We start from the raw sequence: 23,929 nt of genomic DNA, 5'->3' as shown, positions 1-23,929 counted from the left end.
GCTTAGAACTCTTCCCAGGTGTCCGCCGATGGCGCGGGCGCCGGACGAGCCCCGCCGACGGCCATGCGGGCCGCGGGGCGGGCTTGCGGGCGCGGCGCCGGGCGGGCCGGAGCTCGGCTGCCGCCGCCCAGGGAGAAGCGGCCCAACTGGCCCTCAAGCTCGCCGGACTGGGTTTCCAGCGAATGGGTCGCCGCGGTCGCTTCCTCCACCATGGCGGCGTTCTGCTGGGTGACCTGGTCGAGCTGGTTGATGGCGGTGTTGATCTCGGTAAGGCCGGTGGCCTGTTCGTCGGTCGAGCGCGAGATGTCGGTCATCAGGCCGTCGATCTCGCCGATCCGCTCCACGATCTGCGACAGCGCCTTGCCGGTGTCGCCCACCAGCCCCACGCCCTCCGACACACGCTGGCCGCTCTCTGAGATCAGGTCCTTGATCTCCTTGGCGGCTTCGGCGGAGCGCTGGGCAAGCGCCCGCACTTCCGAAGCCACGACCGCGAAGCCCTTGCCGGCGTCGCCGGCCCGGGCCGCTTCCACGCCGGCGTTCAAGGCCAGCAGGTTGGTCTGGAAGGCGATCTCGTCGATCACCCCGATGATCTGGCCGATCTGGCCGGAAGATTCCTCGATCTGCTCCATGGCCTTGACCGCGCTCTCGACGATCTCGCCGGAGTGGCGAGCCTCGTTGCGGGCGCTGGCCACCACGGTCGCCGCTTGGCGCGCACCGTCGGAAGACCGCTTCACCGCCGTGGTCAGCAGGTCGAGCGCCGCAGCGGTCTCCTCCAGGCTGGCGGCCTGGGTCTCCGTGCGCCGGGACAGGTCGTCCGAGGCGTGACTGATGTCCGACGTGCCAGCGCGAATCTCGCTAGTGGCTTGGGAAATGGCGCTCAGGGCGTCCTGCAGAGTGTCCAGGGCGCCGTTGTAGTCGTTGCGCAGCTTGTCGAACTGGCCAGGCATGTCCCGAATGCGGTGGGTGAGGTCGCCTTGGCGCAGGCTGTCCAGCGCCTTGGCCATGGCGTCCATGGCTTGGGCCTGGGACTCCTCAAGCGCCCGTCGCTCGGCTTCTTCCTTCTGCCGCTGGGCTTCCAGGGTGTCGATGTAGATCGAAATGGCCAGGTCCATGTCCAGCAGGACCGCCTTCATCATGCCGGTCAGCTTGCGGGCGGCCTTGGCGCCCTGGCCTGGCTTGACCATCTGCAGGCCGGCCTTGGGGAAGGCCTCGGCGACCACCGCCTCCATCAGCTTTTCCGCCACCAGGGCGTAGCCGCCGATGTACCAGCGCGGCTCCAGGCCCAGCCGGGCGTGGGTCTCGCCGATGGCGCGGACCCCGCGCGCATAGGTTTCGCCATAGTTCGCCTCGGCGATGATCCCCCAGTGGGAAGCCTGCCGCGACTTGGCGCTGTCCATATGATTGGGGTTGCTGAAGAAGCGCGAGACCTCGGGCGTCTGTCGGACGCGGGCGTAGAAGTCGTCAAGCGCGGGGCCGATCGCCTTCTGGATCAGGGGCCTGAGACTGCGGATCGTGTCCTGGGTCTCATTGTCCAGGCGCATGAAATCCAGGCGCTGAGCCAGAGCGTAGTCGTCAGCCATAGTGCGTTCCCCGCGTGTCCGTGGCCCGGGCGGCCACCTCGACCCGGAGCGACTCTGGTGGACGGCGGGTCAACTCCTGCAAGGTGAACCCAAGGTTTCCGCGAGTGGTTAACATCCGTTAGGGTGCGACGCTCCGTCACACTTAATAGTTGCAACCAGTTTGGGGTGGCCCCAAGGTGGGGCCACCCCGCCAGGACTTAGAGAACTCCCAGCATTTCGGCGACCAGCGGATGGCGGACGATGTCGCGCTCGGCCAGCCGCACGACGGCGATATTGCCCACCGCCTCCAGCTTCTCGGCCACCGGCCCCAGGCCGGACAATTCCGGCAGCAGGTCCGACTGGTTCGGGTCGCCCGTCACCACCATGGTCGAGTGCCAGCCCAGCCGGGTCAGCAGCATCTTCAGCTGGGTGTAGGTGCAGTTCTGCGCTTCATCGATCACCACGAAGGCGTTGTTGAGGGTGCGACCGCGCATGAAGCCGACCGGCGCGATCTCGATGGCGCCCTCGGCCATCAGGGCCCGAACCCGCTTCATGGACAGCCGGTCCGACAGGGCGTCGTAGAGCGGCCGCAGATAGGGGGCGAGCTTGTCCTCCATTTCGCCGGGCAGGAAGCCGATGGATTCGCCCGCCTCGACCGCGGGGCGCGACAGGACGATGCGCCCGACCCGGCCGGCCTCCAGGGCCTCCACCGCCTTGGCGATGGCCAAGTAGGTCTTGCCGGTGCCGGCCGGGCCGAGGGCCATGACCAGGTTCTTGGCGTCGATGGCCTCGATCAGCGCCTGCTGGCCGGGGGACTTGGCCTTGATGGTCTTCAGATAGCCCTGGTCCCGCTCATCGTTGTGATGGTGTGGGCCGCTGTGGCCCAAGGGCGACCAGACCCGGTCGACCGGAAGGCGACGGATTTTACCGTCATCCTCGAACTGGCTCGCATCGAAAGCGCCTTCGCGCAGATGCCGCTTCATCGCTCGCTTGGTCATCAGGGCCTCCATTGGGGCATGAAAAAAGGGCGTATCCGCGGGGGATCGCCCTTCAAGGTCGACAGGTGGAATGAACGGCGGCGGCGTCGCGCGCGGCCCGGGGGCTCGCCTGCGGTCACGGGGCCCGGTGGCGGGCCTGGCGGGAGGACCCGCCGGAACACAAAACGCGACAACGTCGTCTCCGTCCTGCGTGGGCGCCGCCGGTGATCGGCGGCGATCCGACCCGAAGGCCCTAGGACCGTTCGAATCGCCTCACTAAGATGATCCTAACGGGGTTAATGCCGGATTAAGCAAGCGGGTTCCGGCAAGAATAGGATTGTCACAATGGCTGTATATTCTCTGGGCGGCGTCGCTCCGGTTGTTCCGAACGAGGACGAATACTGGATCGCCCCGAACGCCGCTGTGATGGGCCGGGTCATTCTGAAGAAGAATGCGTCCGTCTGGTTTGGCGCGACCTTGCGCGGGGACAATGATCCCATCGAGATCGGCGAAAACTCCAACGTCCAGGACGGTTCTGTACTTCACACCGACACGGGCTTCCCCCTGACCATCGGGGCGAACGTGACCATCGGTCACATGGTGATGCTCCACGGCTGCACGATTGGCGACAACTCGCTGGTGGGCATTGGCTCGATCGTGCTGAACGGCGCGAAAATCGGGAAGAACTGCCTGATCGGCGCCAATTGCCTGATCACCGAAGGCAAGGAGATCCCCGACAACTCCGTGGTCATGGGCGCGCCGGGCAAGGTGGTCCGCGAACTCACCGACGAGCATGCGGCGCGGATGTCCTTCGGCGCGCTGCACTATGTGGAGAACTGGAAGCGCTACAAGGCGGGGCTGGCGCCGGTCTGATGGAGTTCCAGGCCCTTCAGCGCCGGGCGGCCGAGGTCCGCGAGCTGTACGCCCAGCACGAGACCGGGCGCTACGGCCGGGCATGGACCCGCGAGGAACTTATGCTGGGCTTCGTCGGCGACATGGGCGACCTGGCGAAGCTGGCCCTTGCCGCAGAGGGGGTTCGGGCGATTCCCGACGCCCAGGGCAAGCTCGCGCATGAGCTGGCGGACTGCCTCTGGAGCCTGATGACTCTGGCCCGAATGCACGAGGTTGATCTGGAGGCGAGCTTCCTTTCGGTCATGGACGAACTGGAAGCGCGGCTCAGGCCCGCTTGACGGACGCAACGGCGCCCCGCGAACTGTCGCCCAACAGAAAAAGGGAGACCGCCATGGCGTACGAATTCATCAAGGTCGAGCGCGAAGGTCCGGTGACGATCTTCACCCTCAACCGGCCGGACGTGATGAACGCCCTGCATTCGCCGGCGCACTTCGAGCTGCACGAGGCGTTCAATGAATTCGCCGCCGACGCGGACCAGTGGGTCGGCATCGTCACCGGCGCGGGCGACCGGGCGTTCTCGGCCGGCAACGACCTGAAGCACCAGGCGGGCGGTGGCGGCATGGCCAACCCGCCGTCGGGCTTCGCCGGCCTGACCTCGCGGTTTGACCTGAACAAGCCGCTGATCGCGGCGGTGAACGGCATCGCCATGGGCGGCGGCTTCGAGATCGCCCTGGCCTGCGACCTGATCGTCGCCTCGGACAACGCCGTGTTCGCCCTGCCGGAGCCGCGCGTCGGCCTGGCGGCCCTGGCCGGCGGTCTGCACCGTCTGCCGCGGATGATCGGCCAGAAGCAGGCCATGGGCATGATCCTGACCGGCCGCCGGGTCTCGGCCGCCGAGGGCCAGGCCCTGGGCTTCGTCAACGAGGTGGTCCCACAGGCCGAACTGCTGGCGGCGGCCAAGCGTTGGGCCGCCCAGATCTGCGAGCTGTCGCCCATGTCGATCCGCGCCTCCAAGGAAGCGGTCTACAAGGGCCTGAACGAGCCGACCCTGGAAGCCGCCATCACCGGCCAGATGAAGTACCCGGCCATCGGCGCCCTGTTCCGCTCCGAGGACTTCAAGGAAGGCCCGATGGCGTTTGCGCAAAAGCGCGCGCCGCAGTGGAAGGGCCGCTAGGCCTGAATTCGGGCCGCTGGGAGACCGGCGGCCCAACCATCCAGACGATATGACTTCAAGGGCCGGGCGGCGCGCCGGACATCGGCCAATTCGGGGGACTCCATGACCGCGACGACCAAGTATCCGCACGTCTTCTCGCCCCTGGACCTCGGGTTCACCAAGCTGAAGAACCGCGTGATCATGGGCTCCATGCACACCGGCCTGGAGGACATTCCCGGCGGGTTCGAGCGCCAGGCGGCCTATTTCGCCGAACGCGCCCGCGGCGGCGTCGGCATGATCATCACCGGCGGCATCGGTCCCAACCGTGAGGCGGGTGGCGGGGCCAAGCTCTCGACCCCGGAAGAGGCCGCTCAACATCGTATCGTCACTGAAGCCGTCCACGCCGCCGACCCGGACGTGAAGATCTGCATGCAGATCCTGCACGCTGGCTCGCTGGCCCGTACGGCGTCGGCTGTGGCGCCGTCCGCGATCCGCGCCCGCATCGCCCCCAATGTGCCGAACGAACTCGACGCCGACGGGATCGAGAAGCAACTGGCCGACTTCGCCAACTGCGCGGCCCTGGCCAAGCAGGCCGGCTATGACGGCGTCGAGATCATCGGCTCGGCCGGCTATCTGCTGTCGACCTTCCTGGTGGAGCGCACCAACCAGCGCACCGACGACTGGGGCGGGACCTGGGAAAAGCGCATGCGCTTCCCGGTCGAAGTGGTGCGCCGGGTGCGCGAGGCTGTCGGCCCTGACTTCATCGTCATCTTCCGCATCTCGGCCATGGACATGCTGCAGGGTGGTCTCGCCTGGGACGAGGTCGTCAGCCTGGGCAAGGCGGTGGTCGAGGCCGGGACCACCATCGTCTCCACCCACTTCTGCTGGCACGAAGCCCAGGTGCCGACCATCGCGACCATGGTGCCGCGCGCGGCCTTCGCCCAGGTGACGGGCCGCCTGCGCAAGGAACTGACCGTTCCGATGATCACCAGCAACCGCATCAACATGCCCCATGTGGCCGAAGAGGTGCTGGCCAGGGGCGACGCGGATCTTGTCTCCATGGCCCGGCCGATGCTGGCCGACGCCGATCTGGTGAAGAAGACGCTGGAAGGCCGTGAGGACGAGATCAACACCTGCATCGGCTGCAACCAGGCCTGCCTGGACCACACCTTCACCGGCCAGCTGACCAGCTGCCTGGTCAACCCGCGGGCCTGCCGCGAGACCGAGCTCAACTATCCGGCCACGACCACGGCCAAGCGGATCGCGGTGGTGGGGGCGGGGCCCTCAGGCCTGGCCTATGCGACGGTCGCGGCTGAGCGGGGCCACAAGGTCACCCTGTTCGACGCCGCCTCCGAGATCGGCGGCCAGTTCAACCTGGCCCGGCGGATCCCCGGCAAGGAGGAGTTCGACGAGACCCTGCGCTACTACAACAAGCGCCTGGAGGTGCTGGAGGTCGAGGTCCGCCTGAACACCCGTGTCTCGGCCCAGGACCTGGCGGCCGGCTTTGATGAGGTGATCCTGGCCACCGGCATCGAGCCGCGCACCCCGGACCTGCCCGGCATCGATCACCCCAAGGTCGCCAGCTATATCGATGTCATCCAGGGCAAGGCGCAGGTCGGCCAGAAGGTGGCGATCATCGGCGCCGGCGGCATCGGCTTCGACGTGGCGGAACTGATCACCCACAAGGGTGTCTCGGCCTCCCTCGATATCGACGTTTTCGCCAAGGAATGGGGCATCGACTTCAAGAACCACCCGCGCGGCGGCGTCACCGGCGTCACGCCGGAGGTCGCGACGTCGGGCCGGGAGGTCACCCTTATGCAGCGCAAGTCCGACGCTGTCGGCAAGACCCTAGGCAAGACCACCGGCTGGACCCACCGCCTGACCCTGCAGCGCCGGGGTGTGAAGATGTTGAATGGGGTCGAGTACCTGAAGATCGACGACGCCGGCCTGCACGCCCGGGTGGGCGACCAGCCGACCCTGTTCGACGTCGACACGGTGATCATCTGCGCCGGCCAGACGCCCAAGCGTGATCTCTACGACGCCCTCACCCAGGCCGGCGTGAAGGCCACCCTGGTCGGCGGCGCCTACGAGGCGGCTGAACTCGACGCCAAGGCGGCCATCAAGCAGGCCTCCGAGCTGGCGGCGGTGGTTTGAACCCTCGCCCCCTTGGGGGAGAGGGCAGGGTGAGGGGAGCGGTGTTTCAACCGGCAGGGCATGTGGGGGTGACCTTCAGCGCCCCCTCACCCCAACCCTCTCCCCGCAAGCGGGGCGAGGGGGTCTTAAGGCGGTTGGCTGGGTCGAATTTTCGTGACGCCGGCGTCAGGTTTCTCGGTTGGGCGGCTTGCCCTGGGCCGCGGGCTCTGTAAGTTCGCCACCAACTAAACGTTGTTAAGGGGAGGCCAGCCTTGGACGCCTACGACTACATCATCATCGGCGCCGGTTCGGCCGGCTGCGTTCTGGCGAACCGGCTGACCGAAGACGCCAATGTGAAGGTCCTGCTGCTGGAAGCCGGGACCAAGGACAATTCCATCCTGGTCAAGATGCCGGCCGGCGTCGGCGCCCTGCTGCCCAACAAGGGCACCTACAACTGGGGCTTCTGGACCGAGCCGGAGCCGAACCTGAACAACCGCAAGCTCTGGTGGCCGCGCGGCAAGGGCTGGGGCGGGTCGTCCTCGATCAACGGGATGATCTACATCCGCGGCCACGCCCGCGACTACGATCAGTGGCGCCAGATGGGCCTGGAAGGCTGGGCCTACAAGGACGTGCTGCCCTACTTCAAGCGCTCGGAAAGCCTGGAAGGCGGCGGCGACGACTATCACGGCGGCGACGGCCCGCTGGCGGTGTCCAAGGCCTCCACCCCCAACCCGATCTACAAGGCCACCATCGAGGCCGGCGTCCAGGCGGGTCACCCGGCCACTGACGACTTCAACGGCTTCAAGCAGGAGGGCTGGGGCCCGTATCAGATGACCATCAAGGACGGGGAGCGCTGGAGCGCGGCCCGCGGTTATCTGCATCCGATCCTGAACCGTCCGAACCTGACCTGCATCACCGGCGCGCGGACCAGCAAGATCATCGTTGAGAACGGCGTCGCCACGGGCGTCGAGTACATCGACGAAAAGACCAAGGAAAAGAAGGTTGTAAAGGCCAAGCGTGAGGTTCTGCTCTGCGCCGGCGCGGTGCAGTCGCCCCAGATCCTCCAGCTGTCCGGCATCGGCGATCCGGAAGAGCTCGGCAAGCACGGCATCCCGGTGGTGCACGCGCTGAAGGGCGTCGGCCAGAACCTGCAGGACCACCTGGACTGCTGCCTGTCCTGGGAATGCCCCAAGCCGATCACGATCTATTCGGCGCGCAAGGGCATCAAGACCCTGTTCGTCGGTCTGAACTGGCTGCTGTTCCGCAAGGGCGTCGGCCGTCAGAACGCGCTGGAAAGCGGCGCCTTCCTGAAGTCGCGTCCCGACCTCGACCGCCCCGACCTGCAAATCCACGTGGTCATCGCGGTCATGCAGGACCACGGCAAGGTCGCCGTCGAAAAGGACGGCTTCACCTTCCACGTCTGCCAGCTGCGCCCGGAAAGCCGTGGCCGCGTCGGCCTGCGCTCGGCCGACCCGTTCGACGATCCGGCGATCTTCGCCAACTACCTGTCGGCCGAGGAAGACCGCCGCGCCCTGCGCGAAGGCGTCAAGATGATGCGTAAGGTCGCGGAACAATCGGCGCTGGATCCCTATCGCACCACCGAGCTGTTCCCGGGCAAGGATGTCCAGACCGACGAGCAGATCGACGCCTGGATCAAGACCGCCGCCGAGACCATCTATCACCCGGTCGGCACCTGCCGCATGGGCGTGAAGGGCGATCCGATGGCGGTGGTCGACGCCGAGCTGAAGGTCCAGGGCCTGCAGGGCCTGCGCGTCGTCGACGCCTCGGTCATGCCGACCCTTGTGGGCGGCAACACCAACGCCCCTACCATCATGGTCGCCGAGAAGGCCGCCGACATGATCCGCGGCAAGGCGGCTTTGCCCGCCGCCGACGTGCCGGTGTATGAAGGCGAGGCTGCATAACAACACACGGGAGAGACCAGGATGGAGCTGCGCCGGCTAGGGAAGTCTGATCTCAAGATCGCGCCGCTCGTCCTCGGCGGGAACGTGTTCGGCTGGACGGCGGACGAGGCGACCTCGTTCCGCGTCCTGGACGCCTTTGTCGACGGCGGCTTCAACGCCGTCGATACGGCCGACGTCTATTCCCGCTGGTCGCCGGCCGGCGGCGGGGCCTCTGAAACCGTCATTGGCAATTGGTTCAAGGCCCACGGCAAGCGCGACAAGGTCGTGCTGATGACCAAGCTCGGTTCTGAGATGGGCGAGGGGATGAAGGGGCTGTCGGCCAAGTACATGGTCGAGGCCGTGGAAGCCTCCCTCACGCGCCTGCAGACGGATGTCATCGATCTTTACCAATCGCACCGCGACGATCCCGAGACGCCGCAGGAAGAGACCGCCGAGGCCTATGAGCGCCTGGTCAAGGCCGGCAAGGTGCGGGCGATCGGCGCCTCCAACTTCGAGCCGGCCCGGCTGAAGTCGGCCCTTGACATCAGCGCCGCCCACGGCTGGGCGCGCTACAACTCGGAACAACCTCTCTACAATCTCTATGACCGCGCCGGGTTCGAGGCGGGTTTGCAGCAGGTCTGCATCGAGAACGACGTCGGCGTGATCCCCTATTACGGCCTGGCCTCCGGCTTCCTGACCGGCAAGTACCGGTCGGAGGCGGACCTGGCCAAGAGCCCGCGCGGGCGCGGAGTGAAGCGCTATCTCGACGAACGTGGCCTGCGCATCCTGGCGGTGCTGGACGAGGTGGGGGCGAACCTGAAGGCCACGCCGGCCCAGGTGGCGCTGGCCTGGGTGATGGCCCAGCCCGGCCTGACCGCGCCCATCGCCTCGGCCACCAGCGTTGAGCAGCTGACGGAGCTGATGGGATCCGCGGCGCTCAAGCTGACGGATCAGGACCTGGCTCGTCTCGACTGGGCGAGCTCGACGGAGCTCGCCTAGGTTCAGGATTATAGCTCCGCGTCACACCCAAGAATTGTATTGCGACGCCCGTGTGTCATCTCTGGAAGTAACGTCCTACCCATAGCGGGGGAGGCGTGTTGGATAACCTTGCCTGAGTGCCCAAATCATCGCGGAGATGCATTGGGGCGCGCGCGGTCATTAGTAACGACTGCGCAAATTGGGGGTATCTGGCGTTGGTGCTGCGGTTATATGCTCAAACTCGTCATGATGGCCCGTTCCGTCGCGGGGCGGGGGCCTAGCGCATGCGTGGTCCCGGATCCGGCTTCTATTCGCGCCTGAGCCCCGTCCAGCCGGCGGGCTTCGAGGAAATGATCGCGGCGCATGAATCCTTCGCCGCGGGCCGCCCGGTGGGCGCGCGCAAGCTGCCGCGCTTCATCATGGCCCGCCGCATGAAGGCCGACCGCCGGATCCTGCCGGACATCGACTTCACCGGCTCGGACCTCGACGGCAGCACCTTTGTCGAGACTGATCTCAGCCGGGCGGTGTTCTGCGGGGCGATCCTCAGCCGCTGTGACTTCACCCGGGCGGTGCTCACCCGCGCCGACCTGCGCGGCGCGGCCTTCGAGGGCGCGCGGCTGAACTGGGCCAGGCTGGACGGCGCCGACCTGCGATCGGCCGTCCTGGTGCACAAGGACGCCCTGGTCAGCTCCAGCCTGAGCGACCAGGCTTCGGCCCGCGGCGCCTCCTTCGACGCCACCCGGATGGACGAGGTCCAGGCCCAGTCGGTGGACTTCACCAACAGCTCCATGCGCGGCGCGGTGTTCCGCAATGCGAACCTGAAGGGTGCGAAGTTCGCCAACTGCAATCTCGACGGCGCCGAGTTTGGCGGCGCGCGGGTTGGCGAGGCGGATTTCCGCGGCGCGATCCTGACCAATGTCGACCTGGCCGGCCTGGGCCTGTCCCGCGAGGTCCTGGCCAGCTGCCTGGTCAGTCCGTCCGCGGAAGCCATCGACCAGGCCGAGCGCCTGAAAACCATCCTGGCTGAAGCTGAGGCCTGGGCCAGGACCGGCGGCAAGGATGGCCGGCCCGGCGACATCGTGGGCGCCGACCTGCGGCCCGTGGCGAGCGCCCTGAAGGGGCGGACGCTGCCCGCCCTGAGCGCGCGGGGTGTCTGCGCTGTCGGCCTGGACTTCTCGAAAGCGCTGCTGGTGGCGGCCAATTTTGAGGGCGCGGACCTGCGCGGGGCCAACTTCTCTGGCGCGGACCTGCGGGGCGCGAGCTTCCGCGGCGCCAACCTCGCCCACGCCAATTTCGCCGGGGCGAATCTGGCCGCGCTGGACCTTGCCTCCGGCGGCGCGCGGGCGGTGGACTTCAACGAGGCGGTGCTGGACGGCGCCCAGGTCGCCCAGGTGATGGTGATCTGACGCCGATCAGCGCTCCGGCCGGCCCGGATCCTTGAACAGGAACAGAATCATGGCGGTGATCGCCGCCGCATCACGATCGGCCGAGGGCTGCGGCGGCAGGTAGAAGCTGGGCTGGAAGCCGGCCAGCTGGATGCCGCCCACCTCCTCGTCCCCCTTGGTGAACAGATAGCCGACGGGCCCGCCGCCGCCGATGGGAAGGCCGCCCAGTACGCGGGTCTGGGCCCGCAGGTTCACCGATCCGTACTGCAGCTCCGCCGCCCGCTGCGGCTGAGCCAGCTTCTGCAGGAAGGAGCCGTCGGCCAGGGCGAGGCTGAAGGCGGCGTTGGCCGGCGCCGAGCCGCCAAAGGTGCAGGTGACCTGCAGATTGTCGCGCTTGAAGGTGATCCAGCCCAGGCCGAGCCGCCCCTGGCCGCCGCCGCAGGCCACCGTGACCGGTGCGCTCCAGCCCGGACGGGTGATGGTGAAATCAAAGGCGGTCTTGGTCTTCGCCCAGATGCCCAGGCTGTCCGAGCCCTGGAAGGTCGAGGCGCTGAAGACGCCTGAGTACTCGGCCAGCTCATAGCCGGGACGGGTGAGCTTCTCGCCCTTGCGTCCCTTCAGCTTCACCTTTTCAGACTTGGCGATCATGGCCGCGGGGTCGGCGAGCGCGGCCGGGGCCGCCGCCAGGATCGCCGCGGCGAGGACTGTGGCGAGGATCTGAGCAGGCTTCATGGATAGATCTCCAGCGTGCCGCCAATCCTAGGGTTGTGCGCTTCCGCTTGAAAGCCCGATCCTGAAGGCGGCGAGCCGCTCATAGGAGGGCCGGGCCGCATCAGCGATCCGCTGCAGCTCGTCGGACAGGGCCGGCGGGGCGGCTTCATCCGGCGGCGGGCCAAAGCCTGTCGACCGCTCCACCGCGTCATACCAGGCCGGGGCCCAGACCCCGTCGGTGTCCCTGCGTCCCGCCGGCCAGGCCAGCATCGCCGGATCGAAAGCGATCCCCAGGGCCGCGCACAGGGCGGTGAGCGCCCTTGGCGGATCAATCAGAATGTCGCGGCCCTCAATCACCGGGGGGGCGTGACCCAGGCGGTCGGCCTCACGCTCGAACAGCTCGCCCTGCCGCTCGACCCCGATATCGGCCAGGGTGACCTCGCCCCGCTTGGCGCTGTAGCTGGCCAGCACCCGGGCCGGATCGCGGATCAGGAAGGCGTTGCGGCACTGGGCGGTCCAGGACAGGTCGACGCCGGGCAGCATGTGTTGGGTCATGTGCTTCTGATAGAAGACCGCGGCCCCATCTGGCGCCTGGCCGGTCAGGTCCGCGATCACCTGGCTCCAGTCGGTGGACTGTGACGCCAGCACCTCGTCCCGCATGGGATGGTCCAGGCCGGTGGCCGCGAGGTAGGCGGCGTAGAAGGGCTCGTCGACCACGGCCGTGTCGGCGCGGTTCTCAAAGGACCGCATCATCGCCGTGGAGATGTTCCGCGGCCCCGACCACATGGCGATCCGGACAGGCGGGCTCACCGCGCCGCCTCGGCGTCCTTGAGGGCGTCATACAGGCCGCGCAGGCGCGCGGTCAGCGGGCCGGGCAGGGCGTCGGAGAGTTCGCGACCATCAATGCTGCGGACAGGCGTCAGGCCGCCAAAGGTGCCGGTGACAAAGGCCTCGTCGGCGCCCTGGGCGTCTTCCACCGGGAAATCGGCCAGGCGCAGGGGGATGTCGTTCTCGCGGGCGAGCGCGATGACATTGGCCCGGGTGACCCCATTGAAGCAGTACTCGCCGCTCGAGGTCCGCAGCTCGCCGTCCCGCACCCAGAAGAAGTTGGTGGCGTTGCAGCTGGCGACGTGGCCGTGCGGGTCCAGCATCAGGGCCTCGTCGGCGCCGGCCCGGATCGCCTCCTGCAGGGCCAGGATCAGGTTCAGGCGGCTGTGCGAGTTCAGGCGCATGTCGAACATCTCCTTGGGCGTGCAGCGCACGGAGACTGTGGCCAGGGATAGGCCGCGGGTGACGATGGTCGGGCTGGGGGTTTTCCACTCGGCGACGATGACGACGGTGGGCTTGCCCAAGGCGTTGCGCGGGTCCTGGTTGGCTGCGGCCTTCTCGCCGCGGGTGACCATCAGCCGGATGTGGACGCCGTCGCTCATGTCGTTGGCGGCGAACAGCTGGTTCAGGGCCTCGATCACGCCCTGGCGCGTCAGGCCGATGTCCAGCTCGATGGCGGCCGCGCCCTCGAACAGCCGGTCCAGGTGAGCGTCCAGGAACATCAGCCGGCCCTTGTGCAGCCGAAGCCCTTCCCAGACCCCGTCGCCCAAGACAAAGCCGGCGTCGAAGATCGAGACCCGCGCCTGGGACTTGGGAACAAGCTCGCCGTTCAGCCAGACCAGGGCGTTGGCGTTACGGGGATCCGCGGCGAAGTCCTGACTGCCGGCCAAGGTGATGCTCCCGTCTCTGGATTCGAGCGGCAGCTTAGCGGGTCGGCTCAGGCGATGCGACGGCCGTCCAGGGTGGCGAGGCGCAGGCGCGGCGTTTCCTGGTTGGCGGGGCTCATGCCGACCAGGTTGCGAACCGCGAACTCCTGGGCTGGCAGGCCGCGCAGGCGCGAGACCATGTTCAGCGGCTGATAGAGACCGAGGAACCGCTCGGGAGAGGTCTCGGTGCCGGCCAGGGGCGCGAACAGGATCTCCATGTTCATGGAGGGGCCGTCGGTGGGAACCTCGACGGTGACCACCAGGGGCTCAGGCCGACGGCGGGAGGCTTCCAGCGCCGCCTTCACCTCCAGCTTGTCGCGCTCGCGGAACAGGCTGAGCGCATTCTGCTGGCGCAGGTCGCGCTGGTGAAGCTCGCCCAGGAAGGCGCCGGCCAGGCGGATCGGATAGATGCCCGTCGCCACCCGTCCCAGGATGAAGGTCTGGGCCACAATGTCGGAGAAATCGGCTGGGTCGACGGCCATGCGGGTCGGCAGGCGCGCCTCGCCGCGGCGGCTACGCCAATAGTCTATCAACCGTTCCGTATTTGAATGGAACATCGACATCGCCAAACAAGCCCCTGCGCGGCCAAAGGCGACCGCATGGGGCTTGCAGGCGACAAACGGGCCAAACCCGGATGTTCCGGATCGGGACAGGCGGGCGCGGCGTAGAGGCGAGGGCGCGTCTGCACGGCGCGGTTCTTGCATGCTTAACGGCCAGGCCCGACGAGGAGGGGCCGCCCCATGACCAAGCGACCCTTGATCAAGCGAACCAGTTTCCTTGGCGTCCTGCTGGGCCTCACCCTCCTGTTCCTCGGCGGCTCGGTTCCGGCCGCGGCGGGCGACTGCAACAGCTGCGTGACGCCCACGCCGCCCTGCTGCACTGCGCCGACCCCACCCTGCTGCACGGCGCCCACGCCGCCTTGCTGCACGCCGCCGTCGCCGCCGCCCACCTGCTGCGACACGACGAACAATTTCCGCAACAATATCAACATCAATGTCTCGAGCGTCAGCGTGGCCATCGCCAACGCTAACGCCGCCTCGAACGCGGGCTCCTCGGCCGGTGCGGGCTCCGGCTCGGGTAGCACGGTCTATTACGGCGGCGGGGGGGGCGGTGGCGGCTACATGCCGCCCATGGCCAGCGGCGTGATCCAGGGCCTGAACGTCGATACCGGCCGGCGCCTGAAGCGCACGGCCTATGAAGCGACCCGCACCCGCACCAAGCGCGTGGTGATCCAGGCGGTGTGTATCGACGACCGGACCATTCCCCACCCGGCCTCTCAGGTGACGCCCGACCGCGACATCGACGATGTCTATGACGGCGAGCTCTATCGCTGCATAGCCGGGACGTGGCTGCAGGCCACCATCGCCGAGTACAAGGGCCAGGCTGACTTCTCCGGCGGCCAGACCCTGACCTGCCGGAAGAACGACGCCCTGTACCATGGCGCCGGCGGCAAGGTGGAATGCCGGCCCCAGAAGCCGGCGCGCGACTGCAACGAGCGCTCCCTGCTTCGCCGGTTCGGCGCCGGGATCAAGATTCTCACCATGACCCTGACCGAGACCTACACCGCCTACCGCGAAGAGGAGGATCGTACGGAGTCGAGCACGATTGCGACGACGATGAGCCTCGACGGCGGGGTGGGTGGCACGGTCTATTAGACACCGAGAGCACAAAGGCCGAATCGGCCAGCCCTCGGGGGAGTGAAGCGTGACGACGGAGACCGGAGACGGGGACCAGAGACGCCGCATTTCGCGCCTGGTGTTCCGGTGTGTCAGCCGGTTCCTGGTCGAAGAGGCGGCGCGGCTGATTGCGGTGCATGACCGCGACTTCGTGCGCGCCATGATCTTCCTGGCCGTTCGCCAGGCGACCCGCGCCGGCCAGGCGGCGCGTTCCGTCAGCGTGCGGGCCATCGCCCAGTCGCTGATGCTTCCCTACGAGACCACCCGCCGGAAGATCCTGGAGCTCGAGGACCGGGGCTATGTGGTCCGGGTCAGCGCCCAGGGCGTGGCCGCCGCGCCCCATGTGCTGGACGGTCCGGACGTCCGCGACGCCTGCCGGGCCACCGCCCAGGCCGTGGTCGTCACCATCGCCGAGTTGAAGGCGCTGGGGGTGGATCTGGTCGCCAACGTGCCGGCCCCGACCCACGTGTCCGTTGACGCCTCCAGGCTGGACCTCGAGGTCGGCCAACTGGTCGAAGACTTCATCCTGCGCGTCCTGGAGGCGGGCGTGGAGCCGCATGGCTCGATGCTGGACGCCCTGGTCTATACGGCGATGATGATCGCCAACGCCGATCCCATCGTCCGCGATCCCGAAATCGCCTGGCGCTATTCCAGCGCCGACACGCCGCCGCCGGATACCGTCCGCCGGCCGGTCACCATCGCCGAACTGTCCCAGCGCCTGTCGATCCCCAGAGAGACCATGCGGCGGCGGGTGACGCGGATGTTGGAACTCGACCGCTGCGAGTCCGTGCGCGGGGGCTATCTGTCCTCCATGACCTACATGCAGTCGGAGGCCCTGTTGAGCGCCGGCGTGAAGATCAACCAGCGCTTCGGCCAGCTGGTCCAAAGCCTGCGCCAGGTCGGCTTCGACGTGGATGGCGGCGCGGCCAAGCCGCCGGCCTAGTCTCGGCCGTCTACTTCGCCTCGGGTTTCACCTGCAGCATCCACATGCGGTCGTCCTTGAGGATCCGCTGGGCGGCCTTTTGGACGTCCTGGGCCGTGACCCGCTCCGTGCCGGGAATAATGGCGCGCAGGGCGGTCAGCTTACGCGGGTCGCCTTGCGCACCCGACAGCTCGCCCAGCCAGTAGCCGTTGGTGGCCTGGGCCTTCTCGATCTGGTCCAGGCGGGGCTTCTTCGCGCGTTCCAGTTCATCGGCGGTGGGCGGCGCGGTCCGCAGGGCGGCGGCGATCTTGCGGACATCGGCGAAGAAGGCCGGCAGCTTCTCCGGCGGGATCTCCACATTGACCGAGACATAGCCCCAGTTCGGCCAGACCTGGCTGTGGTTGTAGGTGACCTGGGGCGAGTAGGTGGCGCCCTGGCTCTCGCGCAGCTCGTCGATCAGCCGCAGCTCCAGGACCTCACCCATCACCGCGGCATCGCGAGCCCCTTGCGGGTCGGCCCAGAAGTCGGTGCTGGGCCAGGCGAGGTAGCCGATCGCCTGATCGGCGCGGCCCTTGTGCGTCAGGGTCAGGGGCTCCGGCGTCGCCGCCGGGAACCCGACCGCCAACTGGTCGGAGGCCGCGGCGGGCCGCTCCGGGCGTGCGGGCAGGGCGCCGAAGGTCCGGGCGACCAGGTCGACAGCCTTCTCCGCAGTGATGTCGCCCACGATCACCACCTCGATGGGGCCGGTAGCGAGGTCGGGGGCCACCTGGTTGCGGAAGTCGTCCAGCTTGGCCTGGGCGATCTGGTCCCGGGTCGGGAAGGCCCAGCGGGCGTCCCCGCCGTGGATCAGGACCGCCAGGTCGCGGGACAGCACCCCGCCGTCGGTGGCTTCGAACTGATCGTGGATGGTCTTGCCGCGGCTCTTCACCTGCTGGAACGCCTCTGGCCGCCAGCCGGGCTCGGCGACATAGGCGGTCAGGATCTGCAGCTGGGTTTCCAGGTCGTCGGTGCGGGTTTCCCCGGACAAAACAAGGGCTTCGTCGGCGACGCTGAAGCGCGCGCCGTACATCTTGGCGGCCAGGACACGCTCCATATCCTCGGCGCTGATCTGCTTCAGCCCGCCCTCGATGAAGGCCCCGGAGGCCCAGCTCAGGCTTGGCCGGTCCTTGGGCAAGCTGACGCGGCCACCGCCGACATTGACCCGCACCAGAACCTCATCGTCCTGGAAGTGGGTCGGCTTCACCGTCAGGCGCACGCCGTTCTCGAAGCGGACAAAGGTGGTGTCCAGGTCGGCGACATCGCGGGTTTCAGCCACCTTGCCCGGCGCGCCGAAGCTCTCGTAAGGCCAGGCGATGGTCACCGGCGCGCTGGGCGCCGACACCTCCGCTGCGGAGGCAGCCTTGTAGGCGGCCAGAAGCGCAGCCTCGCCGCCCTCGACGGGCTTGGGCGAGGTCATGAAGATCAGCGGGCCGTCACCCTTGAAGGCGGCCTTCAGGGCGGCGGACACCTGCTCAGCGGTCAGGCCCTTCACCACGGTCTCGAACTCGGCCAGGTCCTGGGCGGGGCTGGTGACCACCTCGTCGTCATCGAGGCTGGAGATCACCTCACCGGCCAGCTCCGACGGCGTGCGGGTCGAGGCGCCTGCCGCGTCGGCCTTGAGACCGGCGCGCAGTTCATCGATCTCGCGGTCGAGTTCGTCCTGGCGCACCCCGTATTGCAGGGCGCGCCGCTGTTCCTGCTCGGCGGCGTTCAACGCCTCGCGCCAGCGTGTCGGATCGGCGTTGACCGTCAGCAGGGTCAGCTCGGCCGCGTCATACTGGTCGCTCTTGAAGGCGCCCGCGCCCTGGAAGGGCGGTTGCGGGCTGCGGGCGATGCTGGACAGCCGGCGGTTCAAGACCGAAAAGCCAAGTCGTTCAATCAGATCGCGCCGACGCTTCGCCTGGCTGTCGAGGGCCAGATCCGGCGGCGCGATCCAGGCGATCTGCATGGACAGCGGCGCGCCGGGTTCGACCACCAGCCGGGCCTCCGGGCCGCGCCTGGCGACGACGCCCAGGTTCGGCTCGGGCAGCGCGGGGCCTTGCGCCTTCCAGTCGCCGAACTTCGCCTTGATGCGCGCCTCCATCTCGGCGGGATCAAAGTCGCCCACCGCCACCAGCACGGCGCGCTCGGGCCGGTACCAGGCGTGATAGAAGCTGGCGATACGGCTGGCCGGTGCGGTTTGCAGCACCTCCACCTTGCCGATCGGCAGGCGCTGGGGCGGACGCTGACCCTTCAACCAGAAATCCAGGCGCGACTTGAACACGCGATAGGCCGGCGTATCCCGGGCGCGTTCCTCGGACAGCACCACCCCGCGCTCGCGGTCCACCGCGCCGGGGTCGATCGTCAGCTCGCCGGCGGCCTCGCGCAGCAGCATCAGCGAGGTGTCGACCGTGTCGGCGTCGGTGCGCGGCAGGTCCAGCTTGTAGATCGTCTGGTTGAAGTCGGTGGAGGCGTTGGTGTCGGCGCCGAAGGCCAGGCCCAGCCGCTCCAGGATCTTGACCATATCGCCTTCCGGAACGGCCTTGGAACCGTTGAAAGCCATGTGCTCCAGGAAGTGCGCCAGGCCCGCCTGGTCGTCCGACTCCATCAGCGAGCCCGCGTCGAACCGCAGGCGTAGGGCCGCCTGGCCCGGCGGGATCGATTGCTTGCGGATGGCGTAGCGCATGCCGTTCGGCAGGGATCCGAAGCGGAAATCCGGGTCGGCGGCGATGTCGGAGCGCGCCTGAGCCCATTCCCCAGGCTTGAGGCGGGCCGCGGTTTCAGACGGGCCGGCCGGCGACGTCTTGCCGAACAGGTGGGGCAGGGCGGGCAGCTTGAAGGCCTTGCGCGCCGGCTTGGCCGCCGGTTCAGGCTTGGCGGGGGCTTCGGCGGCGGGACGGTGACCGAAGCTGGGGAGCTTGGGCAGGGAAAGATGCGGGACCGCGCAGGCGGAAAGCGAGAAGGTCGCGGCCAGGGCCAGCGCCGTACGCAGCGGTCGGAGCATCCGGAATTCCGTTCAGGTCACTACAAGGGCGCGCACCCTGCACCGCGCGCCGTGACCGGCGCAAGGCAGGAACAAGGCGGCCGCAGGACCTACTGGCCGGAGGGCTTGCTCAGATAATAGGTGGCGGTGTTGCCCACCGCCGTCGCGATCCCCGTCGCTGAGCGGACGGAGCCGTTCATGGTGGTGGTGGCTGTCGCGCCCACGTCGGCGCCGTTCACCTGGCTGGAATTGGCGGTCAAGCGGCCATTGCAGTCGGCGCAGGCATAGCCGGTGATCGCGTTGCCGGTGGCGACGGCCGTGGCCTGGCCGTCATAGCCGTCCTGGCCGGTGGTGGAGGCGACCGCATCGATCCCGCCGACGTCGTTGATCTGACTGGCGTCGATGATGATCTCGCCGCCGATATCGCCCAAGAGGGCCGTGTTGCCGACCCCGCTCGCGGTCGCGGCGACCGCGCCGAAATTATAGGCCGAGGTCTCGGCCTGGGCGCGCTGATAGGCGGAGTTGTACTGCTGGACATTGGCGTTCAGCACGAAGCCATTGTTGACCGCGCTGACATTGTTGCCGGCGATGGTGGCCGTGGTCTGGCCGTCCTGGACCTGCCCAAAGGCGGTGAACTGGGTGGCCTGGCCCAGCACGGCGGTGTTGTTCTGCGAGGTGGCGATCGCCGCGCCCGAGCCGGACGCGCCCGCATAGCTGACATTGTTGCCCACGGTGGCGGCGTCATACTTGGCCGTGCCCCAGACCACGCCATAGACCCCGCCGCCGTCCGAGGTGACCTGGGCCTCATTGGACTGGTTCACCCGCACGCCGGCGGTTCCGTAATTGACCGCCAAGGACTGGGTGTTGCCCTGGGCCTGGCTCGAGGCCGTGACATCGCCGCCCTCGGCGTCGGGCGCTTCGATGTGGCTGACGCTGGAGATCGGCTGGGCCGAGGTGAACTGGCTGTAGACGCCGGTCAGGGTCGCGCCGGTGACTTCGGCGTGGCCGGAGTTGCCGGTGGAGCCCGTGCTGAGGTTGGTGGCCGCACCGGAATAGGCGCCCACGTTCAGCAGGGTGTTCGAGGCCACGCCGCCATTGGCGTACTGGTTCGAGCGCATGTCCACGTTCGAGCCGTTGCTGGCGGCTTCGAAGCTGTTGGCGGTGGCGCCGGTGGTGGCCGAGGTCTGCTGGTCTACCGTGACGACATTCAGCGTCTGGTCGGCGAACACGTCGCCGAGCTGGACCTGGTTGTTCAGGACCGTGCTGGTCTGACTAGTAGCGGTCCCGCACGGCAGAATCCCGGCGAGCGTTCCAGCGAGAAGGATCAGCCCGCGTTTCGCCATTGTTGGTCCCCAGGTTGTTGTAGGCCGGCACATAGCCGCCAGTGATCCCGACCGTGCCGTCGCCCAGCGGGTCGGTGGCCAGGCAGGCCCGGGGACCGGGCATGCCGTAGAGATTGGCGGTCATCTCGACCACGGCGCGCTCCACCAGGGAGCGGACCGCCAGCTGCATCGGCTCCAGGGCGCCGGCGCCGGTCGAGACGTCGAACACGTTGCCGCCCAGGAAATCGAAGATGCCGGCGCCGACTTCGCGGCCCACCACCTGCTTCTGGTAGGAGATGACGTCCACCACCTCGAGGGTGCGGGTGTTGATCAGGCGTAGGTCCAGGCCGATGTTCATGATGAACATGCGCCCGCGGAACGTGCCCTTCAGGTCCGTGGCGTCCGGATCGCCGCCGGCGACATCGAAGCCTGACGAGCGGATGTTGAAGTTCAGCTCGGTGACGCCGCCCGCCACATAGAAGTCCGAGCCCGGCACTTGGCCCGCCAGGATCTTGCGATAGTCCGCGGGCTGGTCCGGCTTCGGGTTCGGCGCGTCCGAAATCAGCTTGTTATTCGCGTACTTCAGCTCGAGTTCGGAGACCGAGGTGTCGAAGCGCTCCACCAGCGGCATGCCCGCCTTGGCGAAGGCCGACATGGCCATCAGCGAGGCGCCCTGGGTGATCTTGCGGCCCGACCCGTCGCTTTCCGACTTGCCGGTGTAGTCCGCGATGCGGCCGACGGCGATGCGCGGCGCCACCAGATGGGTCTGGCGCGCATAGCCCGCCATGCAGACCAGGGCGGCCGAGTAGGGGGTCGGGTTGGCGGTCACCGGCGCGGTGCCGATGGCGTGGGCGTACTGGCCGCTGGGGCCGGCGACCGGGGTCGCGCAGCCGGCCAGGGCGAGGGCGCTGGCGGTCAGCAGCGCCGTGACCTTCATGAGTCGGGACTTATTGACCATTGCCGACGCCGCCGCTCGAGGCCGTGGCGCTGGCGCTCACATTGCCGGTGTTGGTCTGGGTCGAGTTGACGATGACCGTGTTGTAGTTGCCCTGGGTCACCACCACGAGGCTGTTGCCGATCGCGGTCGCGCCTCCCTGGGCGCCCACGCCGGTGTAGGAATCGAACACGCCGGTGGTGCGCGAGAAGGTCGACTGGTCCTCGCCGGTGAGGATCAGGCCGTCAACGATGACGCGGTTGCCATTGCCGTCACGGGTCGAGACATCCACCGGTCGGTTCTCCGACCCGGCCACCCGGCCGTAGCCGGCGTTGTAGTCGGCGGAATTGCTGCCCATCTGCTGGCCGTGGGCCTGAGCACAGAAGGCGAAGCCGAGGGCGAGCCCACAGGCCATGCGGCGAAGGACGGGCGCGGCGGGGGATGCGACGGCCATGGTGACTTCTATAACTCCGCGCGGACGTGAGGCCCCAGGTCCTGGGGCGCCGATAGCGTTCAGCGGGCACTAAACGTTAAAGGTCCTGGCTTTTTGGTTAAGAGCGAGCCCGGCGGGGCCAAGTTTTGCGGCCCAGAGTGGGCAATGGTGAGCGTGGGAAACAGGCAATGAGCGACGAGCGGCAGCCCATCTTCAACGCCCCTTGGCCGGCGGTCCTGCTGGCAGCGGTGATTCTGGGCGGCTACGCGGCGCAAGGGTTCGCGGGGCCTGAGGTGATCAGCCGGTTCGCCTTTTCGCCCGCGGCCCTGGACGCGGGGCGCTTTGAGACCTTGTTCACAGCGCTCTTTCTGTCGGGAAGCTGGACCCACGCCATCGTCAACGCCGCCATGGCCCTGGCGTTCGGAACCCCCGTCGCCCGCGCCTTCGGGTTGAGAGGCGAGGGCGTGGCGGCGCTGGCGCTCTTTTATCTTTGCTGCGGCGCGCTCTCGAGCCTGGGCTTCGCCCTGGTGCATCCGGGCCAGGAGGTGTTGCTGGTCGGCGCCTCGGGGGCGGTGTCAGGCCTGATGGCGGCCGGCGCGCGGATCATCGGCGGCCAGGGGCGGATGGGGCCGATTCTCAGTCCGCCGGTCATCGGCATGAGCCTGGCCTGGATTGTGGTGAACCTGGTGGTGGCGGTGCTGGGATTTGCGCCCGGCATGGGCTCGGCGCCGGTGGCCTGGGAAGCGCACCTCTTCGGCTACGCCGCGGGCCTGGTCCTGGCCGGCCCGTTCGCCTGGCTGGCGGCCCGCCATATAACTGATTGATTTGCCGGGCGGGCTGAGCGACGCTCCCTTCAAAGAGGATAAGGGAGGAAGCGTTCGATGCTGGTATCTCAGATCCTGAAGTCCAAGGGCGACCTGGTCTTCACGGCGGTCCCGAGCGAGACCCTGGGCGCGGTTTGCGCCTTGCTGCATTCGCGGCGGGTCGGGGCCATGGTGGTTCTTGAAAATGATGCGGTGGCCGGGATCGTGTCCGAGCGCGACATCGTTCGTGGCGTGGCCGAGCTGGGGGCAGGGGCCCTGTCCCAACCGGTGGCCAATTTCATGACCCGCGAGGTTCAGTTCGCCAGTCCGGGCGAGACGGTGGACGCGCTCTTGTCGCGCATGACCGATCGGCGGATCCGTCACCTGCCGGTTGTGGAAGGGACGCGCCTGCTGGGCATCGTCTCCATCGGCGACCTGGTGAAGAGCAAGATCTCCGAGGTCGAGGCCGAGGCCGACAACCTCAAGGCCTATATCAACGGCTGACGCCGGGGTTCAGGCGAAGACTTCGGCGCCCTGGCCGACGGCGGCGTCGGCCAGGCTGTAGCCCTCCAGCACGGACGCCGTGGCGTCGCGGGCCCGCAAGAGGGCCTCGCGCAGGGAACAGGTCGCCAGGTCCGGGCAGTCATCGCACTTTCGGAACGCCGTGCGGCTGACACAGGGCGCAAGCGCCAGCGGGCCGTCGACGATGCGGATCACCTCGGCGAAGGAGATCTCCGAGGGCTGGCGGGCCAGGATATAGCCGCCGAACTTGCCGCGCCGGCTGACCACAATGCGATTGCGGGCAAGCTCCAGAAGAATGGCTTCAAGAAACTTGCGGGGGGCGTCGGCGCGCAGGGCCAGTTCCGCCGAGGTCAGCTGGGCGCCGTCCGCCCGCGCCAGTTCGACAAGGGCGCGCAGTCCGTAACGGGCCTTTTGAGACAGCATCTTACGGCCTTCCTTCCCCAACCGACGCGCTGGTCATCTCTACGGCCTCGCGCGCTTCATCCACAAGTGCGACGGCCCTCGCGCAGATGAAAGGTTGACGCAGGGGGCTCCGACACCCAGATACACCGCCGCGGCCGGGACCTTCGAGTCTCGGGGGCGCGGGGAGGCAGGGCCTAGTAGATTGGGTCTTGATTTTTCCGGGTCTGCCCTTTAGGTTCCGCAGCCTCAATCGAATCGTAACGGACTGATGAGGGAAGCCCCTCGGCGGCCCCCGGAGCGGTTTTTGCCAAGTGTTCGGGTCTCCTGAGCGGCGGTGAAAAAAGTCCGAAAGGACCGATTGACAGGGAAGGGTGGCCCCAATAGATAGCCGCCTCCGCCGGCCACCGGCGCTAAACAGTGGGGCGGACGAAAGTCGGTCACGGTCTTTGACATCGTTGAATTGGAAAGAGAAACGCAGGCGGCGGCGCTCTAGCAGATAGTCCTAACCAGA

General features: G+C 67.9%; 22 protein-coding genes. 11 read left to right on the top strand and 11 right to left on the bottom strand.

Translation table 11 applies throughout. The annotated features are described in order from the left end of the window. Positions 1-2: 2 nt before the first annotated feature. Entirely contained in the window at positions 3-1,580 is a 1,578-nt protein-coding gene (locus ACFQ27_RS10175; protein WP_377353505.1) for a globin-coupled sensor protein, read from the bottom strand. Between the two features lie 197 nt (positions 1,581-1,777). Beyond that, a complete protein-coding gene (locus tag ACFQ27_RS10170) occupies positions 1,778-2,569 on the bottom strand; it encodes a PhoH family protein (RefSeq protein WP_374348009.1) in 792 nt (263 codons plus the stop codon). A 312-nt stretch (positions 2,570-2,881) separates the two neighbouring features. On the opposite strand from ACFQ27_RS10170, the gene ACFQ27_RS10165 reads away from it, so the two are divergent. The 7 genes from ACFQ27_RS10165 (at position 2,882) to ACFQ27_RS10135 (ending at position 10,959) form a co-directional block, all read left to right on the top strand. Beyond that, the gene (locus ACFQ27_RS10165) at positions 2,882-3,409 is read left to right on the top strand and encodes a gamma carbonic anhydrase family protein (RefSeq protein ID WP_377353504.1); all 528 of its coding nucleotides are present in this window, start codon (positions 2,882-2,884) and stop codon (positions 3,407-3,409) included. Beyond that, the gene (locus ACFQ27_RS10160) at positions 3,409-3,726 is read left to right on the top strand and encodes a MazG nucleotide pyrophosphohydrolase domain-containing protein (RefSeq protein WP_377353503.1); all 318 of its coding nucleotides are present in this window, start codon (positions 3,409-3,411) and stop codon (positions 3,724-3,726) included. Before ACFQ27_RS10165 ends, ACFQ27_RS10160 begins: the two co-directional genes overlap by 1 nt. A 53-nt stretch (positions 3,727-3,779) precedes the next feature. After that, the gene (locus ACFQ27_RS10155) at positions 3,780-4,562 is read left to right on the top strand and encodes an enoyl-CoA hydratase-related protein (RefSeq protein ID WP_374348014.1); all 783 of its coding nucleotides are present in this window, start codon (positions 3,780-3,782) and stop codon (positions 4,560-4,562) included. A 102-nt stretch (positions 4,563-4,664) separates the two neighbouring features. Next, positions 4,665-6,695: an oxidoreductase gene (locus tag ACFQ27_RS10150; RefSeq protein ID WP_377353502.1), complete on the top strand. Its 2,031-nt coding sequence runs from the start codon at positions 4,665-4,667 to the stop codon at positions 6,693-6,695. Between the two features lie 251 nt (positions 6,696-6,946). Further along, positions 6,947-8,596, top strand: coding sequence for a choline dehydrogenase (locus ACFQ27_RS10145; RefSeq protein WP_377353501.1), 1,650 nt, complete (start codon positions 6,947-6,949; stop codon positions 8,594-8,596). A 21-nt stretch (positions 8,597-8,617) separates the two neighbouring features. Next, positions 8,618-9,574 carry an aldo/keto reductase gene (locus tag ACFQ27_RS10140; RefSeq protein WP_377353500.1) on the top strand — a complete coding sequence of 319 codons (957 nt, stop codon included), beginning with the start codon at positions 8,618-8,620 and terminating at the stop codon, positions 9,572-9,574. Positions 9,575-9,837: 263 nt separating this feature from the next. Then, a complete protein-coding gene (locus ACFQ27_RS10135; RefSeq protein ID WP_377353499.1) occupies positions 9,838-10,959 on the top strand; it encodes a pentapeptide repeat-containing protein in 1,122 nt (373 codons plus the stop codon). Positions 10,960-10,965: 6 nt separating this feature from the next. Here ACFQ27_RS10135 and ACFQ27_RS10130 read toward each other — a convergent pair whose 3' ends face one another. Genes ACFQ27_RS10130 through ACFQ27_RS10115 form a run of 4 tightly spaced genes read right to left on the bottom strand, consistent with a single transcriptional unit; the run spans position 10,966 to position 13,960 of the window. Beyond that, the gene (locus ACFQ27_RS10130) at positions 10,966-11,670 is read right to left on the bottom strand and encodes a hypothetical protein (protein ID WP_377353498.1); all 705 of its coding nucleotides are present in this window, start codon (positions 11,668-11,670) and stop codon (positions 10,966-10,968) included. Between the two features lie 27 nt (positions 11,671-11,697). Continuing rightward, on the bottom strand, positions 11,698-12,459 hold the full coding sequence (locus ACFQ27_RS10125; protein WP_377353497.1) for a sulfotransferase-like domain-containing protein: 762 nt from the start codon (positions 12,457-12,459) through the stop codon (positions 11,698-11,700). After that, positions 12,456-13,367: an aminotransferase class IV gene (locus tag ACFQ27_RS10120; protein ID WP_374348783.1), complete on the bottom strand. Its 912-nt coding sequence runs from the start codon at positions 13,365-13,367 to the stop codon at positions 12,456-12,458. The genes ACFQ27_RS10125 and ACFQ27_RS10120 overlap by 4 nt, the downstream gene beginning before the upstream one ends. A gap of 47 nt (positions 13,368-13,414) precedes the next feature. After that, positions 13,415-13,960 (bottom strand): PAS domain-containing protein, encoded by a 546-nt coding sequence (locus tag ACFQ27_RS10115; RefSeq protein WP_374348786.1) that lies wholly within the window; start codon positions 13,958-13,960, stop codon positions 13,415-13,417. A gap of 183 nt (positions 13,961-14,143) precedes the next feature. Here ACFQ27_RS10115 and ACFQ27_RS10110 point away from each other — a divergent pair, with 183 nt between their 5' ends. Further along, on the top strand, positions 14,144-15,058 hold the full coding sequence (locus tag ACFQ27_RS10110) for a hypothetical protein (protein ID WP_374348789.1): 915 nt from the start codon (positions 14,144-14,146) through the stop codon (positions 15,056-15,058). Positions 15,059-15,107: 49 nt separating this feature from the next. Beyond that, positions 15,108-16,022 carry a hypothetical protein gene (locus ACFQ27_RS10105; RefSeq protein WP_377353496.1) on the top strand — a complete coding sequence of 305 codons (915 nt, stop codon included), beginning with the start codon at positions 15,108-15,110 and terminating at the stop codon, positions 16,020-16,022. 10 nt (positions 16,023-16,032) lie between these two features. On the opposite strand, the gene ACFQ27_RS10100 is transcribed toward ACFQ27_RS10105, so the two are convergent. The 4 genes from ACFQ27_RS10100 to hfaA form a co-directional block, all read right to left on the bottom strand. Continuing rightward, positions 16,033-19,023, bottom strand: a complete 2,991-nt coding sequence (locus ACFQ27_RS10100; protein ID WP_377353495.1) for a M16 family metallopeptidase — start codon at positions 19,021-19,023, stop codon at positions 16,033-16,035. Between the two features lie 89 nt (positions 19,024-19,112). Then, positions 19,113-20,345: a holdfast anchor protein HfaD gene (hfaD, locus tag ACFQ27_RS10095; RefSeq protein ID WP_377353494.1), complete on the bottom strand. Its 1,233-nt coding sequence runs from the start codon at positions 20,343-20,345 to the stop codon at positions 19,113-19,115. Further along, positions 20,275-21,261, bottom strand: coding sequence for a holdfast anchoring protein HfaB (gene hfaB, locus ACFQ27_RS10090; protein WP_374348798.1), 987 nt, complete (start codon positions 21,259-21,261; stop codon positions 20,275-20,277). The genes hfaD and hfaB overlap by 71 nt, the downstream gene beginning before the upstream one ends. 10 nt (positions 21,262-21,271) lie before the next feature. After that, the gene (gene hfaA / locus ACFQ27_RS10085) at positions 21,272-21,712 is read right to left on the bottom strand and encodes a holdfast anchoring protein HfaA (protein WP_374348800.1); all 441 of its coding nucleotides are present in this window, start codon (positions 21,710-21,712) and stop codon (positions 21,272-21,274) included. A 167-nt stretch (positions 21,713-21,879) separates the two neighbouring features. Between hfaA and ACFQ27_RS10080 the strand changes: the two genes are divergently transcribed. Together ACFQ27_RS10080 and ACFQ27_RS10075 are read left to right on the top strand one after the other, a co-directional pair. Beyond that, positions 21,880-22,515 carry a rhomboid family intramembrane serine protease gene (locus ACFQ27_RS10080; RefSeq protein WP_377353493.1) on the top strand — a complete coding sequence of 212 codons (636 nt, stop codon included), beginning with the start codon at positions 21,880-21,882 and terminating at the stop codon, positions 22,513-22,515. Positions 22,516-22,572: 57 nt separating this feature from the next. Continuing rightward, positions 22,573-22,998: a CBS domain-containing protein gene (locus ACFQ27_RS10075; RefSeq protein WP_374348806.1), complete on the top strand. Its 426-nt coding sequence runs from the start codon at positions 22,573-22,575 to the stop codon at positions 22,996-22,998. Positions 22,999-23,007: 9 nt separating this feature from the next. Here ACFQ27_RS10075 and ACFQ27_RS10070 read toward each other — a convergent pair whose 3' ends face one another. Then, positions 23,008-23,439 carry an RrF2 family transcriptional regulator gene (locus tag ACFQ27_RS10070; protein ID WP_374348808.1) on the bottom strand — a complete coding sequence of 144 codons (432 nt, stop codon included), beginning with the start codon at positions 23,437-23,439 and terminating at the stop codon, positions 23,008-23,010. Between the last annotated feature and the right edge of the window lie 490 nt (positions 23,440-23,929).

Origin of the sequence: Phenylobacterium conjunctum (assembly GCF_042679085.1) — a bacterium.
In the GTDB taxonomy this organism is placed as follows: domain Bacteria; phylum Pseudomonadota; class Alphaproteobacteria; order Caulobacterales; family Caulobacteraceae; genus Phenylobacterium; species Phenylobacterium conjunctum.
This window is presented reverse-complemented; position numbering and strand designations above follow the sequence as displayed.